This window comes from Halomonas sp. BC1, assembly GCF_002078135.1.
Lineage (GTDB): Bacteria > Pseudomonadota > Gammaproteobacteria > Pseudomonadales > Halomonadaceae > Vreelandella > Vreelandella stevensii.
This window is the reverse complement of record NZ_LFGS01000012.1, coordinates 238594-245951: the sequence shown is the minus strand read 5'-3', so window position 1 is coordinate 245951 and position 7358 is coordinate 238594. Positions and strand designations below refer to the sequence as shown.

The following is a 7358-nucleotide window of genomic DNA, read 5'->3' as shown; positions in this document are numbered from 1 at the left end:
GTTGGAACCGAAGGTTGATCAACCTTCGGTCCAACCGCCGATGTGGTGGTGATTGGCCCGGGGCTGGGGCAGGGCGCCTGGGGTCAGGCGCTGTTGCAAAGTGCGCTGCAGGGGGCGACGCCACTGGTGGTGGATGCCGATGCCCTGAACCTGCTGGCCAGCCGCTGGCCTGACGTGCGCCGCGATGACTGGATACTGACCCCGCATCCAGGGGAAGCCGCGCGACTGCTGGGGTGCACGGTGGCCGAGGTACAGGCGGACCGCCCTGAGGCGGCGCGGGCCTTGCAGCGTGCCCGTGGCGGCGTGGTGATCTTGAAAGGGGCAGGCAGTTTGATCGTCGGCCCCAGTGGGCTGGTGGTATGCCCATACGGGAATCCCGGCATGGCCAGCGGCGGCATGGGTGACGTGCTGAGCGGCATGCTGGGAGCCCTGGCAGGCCAGCATGACCGCCTGGAGTGGGGCGCCTGGCTGGGCGTCATGGTACACGGCCTGGCGGGCGATGCCGCCGCGAAAGCCAGCGGAGAGCGTGGCCTGTTGGCAAGTGATCTGGCATCCTATGCACGAGCGTTTATCAACCCGTGAAGGCAGCCCACATGCAGGTGCAATCAAATGACGAAATGGCCCACGTTGCCTTTGGAGAAGCGTTGGGCAAGGCGCTGGAAGGTCGCGGGCGAGTGTATCTCGAAGGCGACCTGGGGGCAGGCAAGACGACGCTGACGCGAGGCATCTTGCGTGCCTATGGTTATCAGGGGGCGGTCAAAAGTCCCACGTATACCCTGGTAGAGCCCTACGAGCTAGGCGAGCAGCGGATTTATCACCTGGATCTTTACCGCCTTGCCGACCCGGAAGAGCTGGAGTTCATCGGCGGGCGAGAGGTGCTGTCCGACCAGGCCTTGTGCCTGGTGGAGTGGCCCAGCCAGGGTGCTGGCTGGCTGCCCGCGCCCGATCTATGGATACGCTTGCAGGTGGCGTCACCCGGTCGCCTGCTGACATTAAGTGCCGAGACGCCGCATGGAGTTGCGGCGTTGGCTCAGCTCGAAACGCTGGCGGCCGAACAGCAACAGGAGTGTGGTGTGGTTCAATGGACATGAGACAGTCATTGGCTGCCTGGGCCGGCAGGTTGGCCACCGGGTGCGCGCTGCTCTTGATGAGCGGTGCATCGTTGCAGGCGGCGACCATCGAGAGCATGCGCCTGTGGGCGGCGCCCGATCATGCGCGGCTGGTGTTCGATTTGAGTGCCGCTGCGCAGGCCAATGTGTTTACCCTGGACAATCCGGCGCGGTTGGTCATCGACCTCGACGACAGCCAGCTCGATACCGATGTCTCGACGCTGCCCCTGGAGGGCAGCGCGATTTCCGCCGTGCGCACGGGCTCCCGAGATGGTGGCGGCCTGCGCGTGGTGCTGGAGCTCAATCGCGATATTTCCCCGCGTCATTTTACCTTGCCGCCCAACGACCAGTACGGTCATCGGCTGGTGGTGGATCTGGAGTACCCCGGTGAAAGTGCCGTCGAAAACCCCATCGACCCCATCGAGGCGATGATCCGCGACCAGGAGATCATGGCGCAGCGTAGTGCCCAGGCCCAGCAGGCAGATGTGCCCAGTGCGGTGGCCGATGTGCCAGAAGCACCCACCCAGCCGGTGGAGGTTCAGCCTGCGCAGCCCCACCCGCGCCGCGACATCATCATCGCCATCGATGCCGGGCACGGAGGGGAAGACCCCGGCGCCATCGGGCCTGCCGGTACTCGGGAGAAGGACGTGGTGCTGGAGATAGCCCGTCGCCTGGCCGCCGATGTCAATCGAACCGAAGGCTTCAAGGCGGTGCTGATTCGTGACGGTGACTACTATCTTGGCCTGCGCCAGCGTACCCAGCTGGCCCGAGAGCAGAAAGCCGATTTCTTCGTCTCCATCCATGCGGATGCCTTCACCAGCCCCCGGCCGCAAGGCAGTTCGGTGTATGCGCTTTCCCAGCGGGGTGCCACCTCGGAAACAGCTCAGTGGCTGGCCGACAGCGAAAACCGCGCCGACCTGATAGGCGGTGTCGACGGCAGTCTGTCGCTGCGCGACAAGGACCAGGTGCTGCGTGGCGTACTGCTCGACTTGACCATGACCGCCACGCTCAACGACTCGCTCTCCATCGGTGGGCAGGTGCTGGAACAGTTGGGTCGGGTGAATCGCCTCCACAAGAGTCGCGTGGAGCAGGCCGGTTTCATGGTGCTCAAGTCGCCGGACATTCCGTCGCTGTTGATCGAGGTGGGCTTCATTTCCAATCCCGACGAAGAGCGACGGCTACGCGACCCGGTGCATCAGCAAGGCCTGTCGACGGCGATTTTCAGCGGCCTGCGCGAGCATTTTCAGAGCAACCCGCCACCGGCCAGCCTGCTGGCCTGGCAGCGCGACAATCAGCGCCGCCCCACGGGCAACGAATACCGTATCCAGTCTGGCGATACCCTGTCGGCCATCGCGATTCGCCATGGCGTGCCGGTGAACCAGCTCAAGCAGGCCAATGACCTGAACGGCGACGTGATTCGTGTGGGTCAGGTGCTGCGCATTCCCCGCTCTTGAAACGGATGACGAGCAGGCCGAGGCAACAGCGCTATGGAAACGAAGCAACGGAAACAGGTGAGGTGAAGGTTGGCTGAATTGACTTCTGCCGCTGGGCGGATACAGGTACTGGACCCCCGTCTGGCGAACCAGATTGCGGCCGGAGAAGTGGTCGAGCGGCCTTCGTCGGTGGCCAAGGAGTTGATCGAAAACGCCATCGATGCGGGCAGCCAGCGCATCGAGGTGGATATCGAGCAGGGCGGCGCCCGTTTGATCAAGATCCGCGACGACGGCATCGGTGTCGGCGAGCAGGACCTGCCGCTGGCCCTGGCGCGTCACGCCACCAGCAAGATCACCAGCCTGGAAGATCTGGAAGGCGTCAGTTCGCTGGGGTTTCGTGGGGAGGCGCTGGCCTCCATCAGCTCGGTCTCCCGGCTGGAGCTGGTATCCAATGCTGAAGACGATCCTCGCCAAGGGTGGCGGGTGGTGGCGGAAGGGCGTGGCATGGAGGCCAGAGTGACGCCTGCGCCGCACCCGCGTGGCACCAGCGTGGCGGTGCGTGATTTGTTCTTCAATACGCCGGCCAGGCGCAAGTTCCTGCGCACCGAGAAGACCGAGTTCGCCCATGTGGAAGAGGCGTTCCGCCGCCAGGCCTTGTCGCGTTACGATATTGGCTGGGTGCTGCGCCATAATCAGAAAGTGGTGCATCAACTGCCGCCCGGGGATACCGCCGCCGCGCGAGAACGGCGCATCGCTTCGCTGCTGGGCAAGAACTTCATCGAGCATGCCCGCTACATCGAGCGGGAAGCCGGGGGGCTAAGACTCAGTGGCTGGGTGGGTCTGCCGACGCACTCGCGCTCCCAGGCGGACCAGCAGTATTTCTTCGTCAATGGGCGCGTCGTGCGCGACCGGCTGGTGGCCCACGCGGTGCGTCAGGCCTACCGAGACGTGCTCTACAACGGTCGGCATCCGGTCTTCGTGCTCTACCTGGAGCTGGACCCGGACGTGGTGGACGTCAACGTGCACCCCACCAAGCATGAAGTGCGCTTTCGCGATGGGCGCATGGTGCACGATTTTCTCTACTCCAGCCTGCATCACTGCCTGGCGGTGTCGCGGCCCAGTGAAGGTGTCGGGCCCGAGGCTGACCAAGCCCCGCGAGCCGAGTCGATTCCGTCTGATGCCGAGCCGCCTGCGGCCCCGGCGCCACGCTGGCAGCAGCAGGGCATGGCGTTGGCCGAGAGTGAGGGTCGTCATCCCGGCGCCGAGCGGGTGCGGCGGTTCATGCAGGGCTACCAGGCGCTTCACCCCGACCATGAAGAGACGCTACTGACGCCTCAGCCCAGCCCGCTAACGGCCACGATGCCTGAAGCCCATCAGGTGCGCGAGGCGCCGCCCGTCATGCCCCAGCAGGATGCCACGGCCGCGCCGCCGCTCGGGTTCGCGCTGGGTCAGCTGCATGGTGTTTATATTCTGGCTCAGAACGCCCAGGGGCTGGTGCTGGTGGATATGCATGCGGCCCATGAGCGCATCGTCTATGAGCGCATGAAGCAGCAGTGGTCTGCCGCGCAGGGGATCGATGCTCAGCCGCTGCTGGTGCCGGTGTCGCTGGCCGCCAGCCGCAGCGAAGTGGCGACGGCCGAAAGCGAGCGCGAGGCCATTGCGCAGCTAGGTATCGAGCTGGACGTGGCAGGGCCGGAAACGCTGCTGGTTCGCCAGTTGCCAGCCCTGCTGGCCCAGGCAGACCCCGAGGCACTGGTGCGAGAAATGTTGGAGGAGCTGTCGCGCTTTGGCCGCACCCATCAGGTAGAGGCGCGCATTCACGAGCTGCTCTCCACCATGGCTTGCCATGGCAGCGTGCGCGCCAATCGCCGCCTGACGCTGGATGAAATGAATGCGCTGCTGCGCGACATGGAGCGCACCGAGCGTAGCGACCAGTGTAACCATGGTCGCCCCACCTGGACGCAAATGAACATGAAGGCGCTCGATCGCCTGTTCTTGCGTGGCCAGTAGCCTTGAGACACCCCCTATGAACCTATTCCGTGAAGCAGGCCAGACCGATGGTTGACCAGCGCCCTTTGGCGATTTTCTTGATGGGGCCTACCGCAGCAGGCAAGACCGATGCGGCCATTGCGCTGCACGAAACCCTGGGGCACGAACTGATCAGCGTCGATTCGGCCATGGTTTACCGTGGCATGGATATCGGCAGCGCCAAACCGAGTGCTGCCGAGCTGGCCCGCGCCCCTCATCGGCTGATCGACCTGCGGGACCCGGCAGACCCCTATTCCGCCGCTGATTTTCGTGAAGATGCACTGCGCGAGATGCGGCAAATCAGCGCGGCAGGCAAAGTCCCCCTATTGGTGGGCGGTACCATGCTCTACTTCAAACGCCTGGTGGAAGGGGTGGCCAATCTGCCCGCCGCAGACCCACTCATTCGTGAGCGGCTGGCGGCCATGCAGGCAGAGCAAGGGCTGGCAGCGCTGCATCGCGAACTGGCCAGCGTGGATCCGGTCTCGGCGGCGCGCATTCATCCCAACGACCCGCAGCGGCTGATGCGTGCTCTGGAAGTGTTCCATGCCAGCGGCAGGCCGATGAGCGAGCTGTGGGCTGAACAGGAAACGGAAACCTTTCCCTGGCGGGTGCTGTCGATAGCCTTGTCGCCGCTCGATCGCTCGGTATTGCACCGGCGCATTGCCCAGCGATTTGACGCCATGCTGGATGAGGGCTTGATTGATGAGGTCGCCGCCCTCACAAAGCGTAAAGATATTCATGCGGGCTTGCCCTCGATGAAAAGTGTTGGCTACCGTCAAGTATGGGAATATCTGAATGGTGAGTATGACCGGGACGAGCTGGTGTCTCGGGGAGTGATCGCTACACGTCAACTGGCCAAGCGGCAGCTGACGTGGCTGCGTAGCTGGCCAGCACTGCGCTGGATAGATACGCAGCAGCCGGATGCGCTGGATAAGCTGCTGAAATTCGTGCGTGAAAGCGGTGGTTAGCGTAAGATAGTGATTTCGTAACAAGTGTTTTAGAGTGATTGTTTTAGAGTGGCCTTTGGCGCTCGAATCGACACTAGGCCTTTCGGGCAACAAGATTGCGGCGCAGCACCAGTAGGGCGCGCCATTTGATAACCAACCCCAACGACAGTTTAGGGAGAACAACATGTCCAAAGGGCAGTCCCTTCAAGACCCGTACCTGAATATTTTGCGCAAGGAGCGCATCCCGGTCTCTATTTTCCTGGTAAACGGCATTAAGCTACAGGGCCAGATTGAATCGTTTGACCAGTTTGTCATCTTGTTGCGCAATACCGTCAGTCAGATGGTTTATAAACACGCCATTTCCACCGTCGTGCCCTCGCGCAATGTGCGCCTGCCAGCACAGGATCCCTCAGCGGCTGACGCTGACATCTGAGACGGCTGGATGGCAAGAGAGTCCACGAGGTATTGATTGTTTTTTGAACGCCCTGAAGCCGGTGAAACGGCAGTCCTTGTTCACGTAGATTTCTATGATGAGCAGGCACGAGAAGACCCGGGTGAGTTCCTGGAACTTGTGCGCTCTGCCGGTGCAGAGCCCGCGATGTTGCTCACAGCTAGCCGCCAGCGACCCGATTCCCGAACGTTCATCGGGGGCGGGAAGCTGGAGGAGCTGCGGGCGATGCTCGCAGCCCATGAAGCGGAACTGGTGATCTTCAACCACAGTTTAAGCCCTTCCCAGCAACGTAATCTTGAGAAGGAACTCAAGTGTCGTGTCCTGGATCGCACCGGTCTGATTCTCGATATTTTTGCGCAGCGGGCACGAACTCATGAGGGCAAGCTGCAAGTCGAGCTTGCCCAGCTCGAATACATGTCTACCCGTCTGATACGTGGGTGGACCCACCTTGAGCGGCAAAAAGGCGGCATTGGCCTGCGCGGTCCCGGCGAAACGCAGCTGGAGACCGATCGGCGATTGCTGCGTGCCCGTATCAAGTCCATCCACAAGCGTCTGGACAAGGTGCGCAGCCAGCGTGAGCAGAATCGCCGCGCCCGAGCCAGAGCCGAGATCCACAGCGTGTCGCTGGTGGGGTACACCAACGCTGGCAAGTCGACGCTATTCAACGCGCTGACCAGCGCAGAGGTGTATGCCGCCGATCAGCTGTTCGCGACGCTGGACCCGACGCTCAGACGGTTGGAAATAGAAGATGTCGGCCCCGTCGTGCTGGCCGATACCGTAGGCTTCATCCGTCACCTGCCGCACAAGCTGGTGGAGGCGTTCCAGGCGACCCTGCAAGAGGCTTCCGAAGCCACGTTGCTGGTCCACGTCATCGACGCCGCCGACCCGGATCGCGAATTGAACGTGGCGCAGGTGGACGAGGTGCTCACGGAAATTGGTGCCGACAGCGTGCCGGTGCTCAAGGTCATGAACAAGATCGACAAGCTGGATAGCGCACCGCGCATCGAGTACGACGGTCATGGCGTGCCGAGCGTGGTATGGCTATCTGCTCAGCAGGGGCAGGGTCTGGAGCTGCTGCACGAGGCGCTGTCAGAGCGTCTGGCCAATGACGTGATCGGCTTCTCGTTGACCCTGGCGCCAGAGCAGGGCAGGCTGCGCGCTGGTCTACACGAGCTGAATGCCGTACGCGAAGAGAGTTTCGACGAGCAGGGGCGTTCCGTACTGGACGTGCGCCTGCCGCGGCGTGATTTCAACCAGCTGATGGCGCAGCTGGGCGAGCGCGCCAATACCTATTTACCAGAAGCATTACGCGAATCTGACGAATGGTAGCCCTTCAAGTGCCAGCTGCCCATGGTGCAGTGTTGTGGGGGTATGGTACAAGATTGATATA

6 protein-coding genes and 1 pseudogene are annotated in these 7358 nt (G+C 62.7%); all 7 read left to right on the top strand.

The window, feature by feature from the left end:
- Positions 1-36: 36 nt before the first annotated feature.
- Positions 37-582 (top strand): annotated as a pseudogene (locus B7L72_RS10690) (NAD(P)H-hydrate dehydratase); the annotation flags it as partial.
- 11 nt (positions 583-593) lie between these two features.
- Positions 594-1091, top strand: coding sequence for a tRNA (adenosine(37)-N6)-threonylcarbamoyltransferase complex ATPase subunit type 1 TsaE (gene tsaE, locus B7L72_RS10685; RefSeq protein ID WP_081194216.1), 498 nt, complete (start codon positions 594-596; stop codon positions 1089-1091).
- Positions 1082-2563, top strand: coding sequence for an N-acetylmuramoyl-L-alanine amidase (locus B7L72_RS10680; RefSeq protein WP_081194214.1), 1482 nt, complete (start codon positions 1082-1084; stop codon positions 2561-2563). Before tsaE ends, B7L72_RS10680 begins: the two co-directional genes overlap by 10 nt.
- 78 nt (positions 2564-2641) lie before the next feature.
- Positions 2642-4552 carry a DNA mismatch repair endonuclease MutL gene (gene mutL / locus B7L72_RS10675; protein ID WP_081194211.1) on the top strand — a complete coding sequence of 637 codons (1911 nt, stop codon included), beginning with the start codon at positions 2642-2644 and terminating at the stop codon, positions 4550-4552.
- 47 nt (positions 4553-4599) lie between these two features.
- Positions 4600-5538: a tRNA (adenosine(37)-N6)-dimethylallyltransferase MiaA gene (gene miaA, locus B7L72_RS10670; protein ID WP_081194208.1), complete on the top strand. Its 939-nt coding sequence runs from the start codon at positions 4600-4602 to the stop codon at positions 5536-5538.
- 163 nt (positions 5539-5701) lie between these two features.
- On the top strand, positions 5702-5950 hold the full coding sequence (gene hfq / locus B7L72_RS10665; protein WP_016913446.1) for an RNA chaperone Hfq: 249 nt from the start codon (positions 5702-5704) through the stop codon (positions 5948-5950).
- Positions 5951-5986: 36 nt separating this feature from the next.
- The gene (gene hflX / locus B7L72_RS10660; RefSeq protein ID WP_081194205.1) at positions 5987-7297 is read left to right on the top strand and encodes a ribosome rescue GTPase HflX; all 1311 of its coding nucleotides are present in this window, start codon (positions 5987-5989) and stop codon (positions 7295-7297) included.
- Positions 7298-7358: the final 61 nt, after the last annotated feature.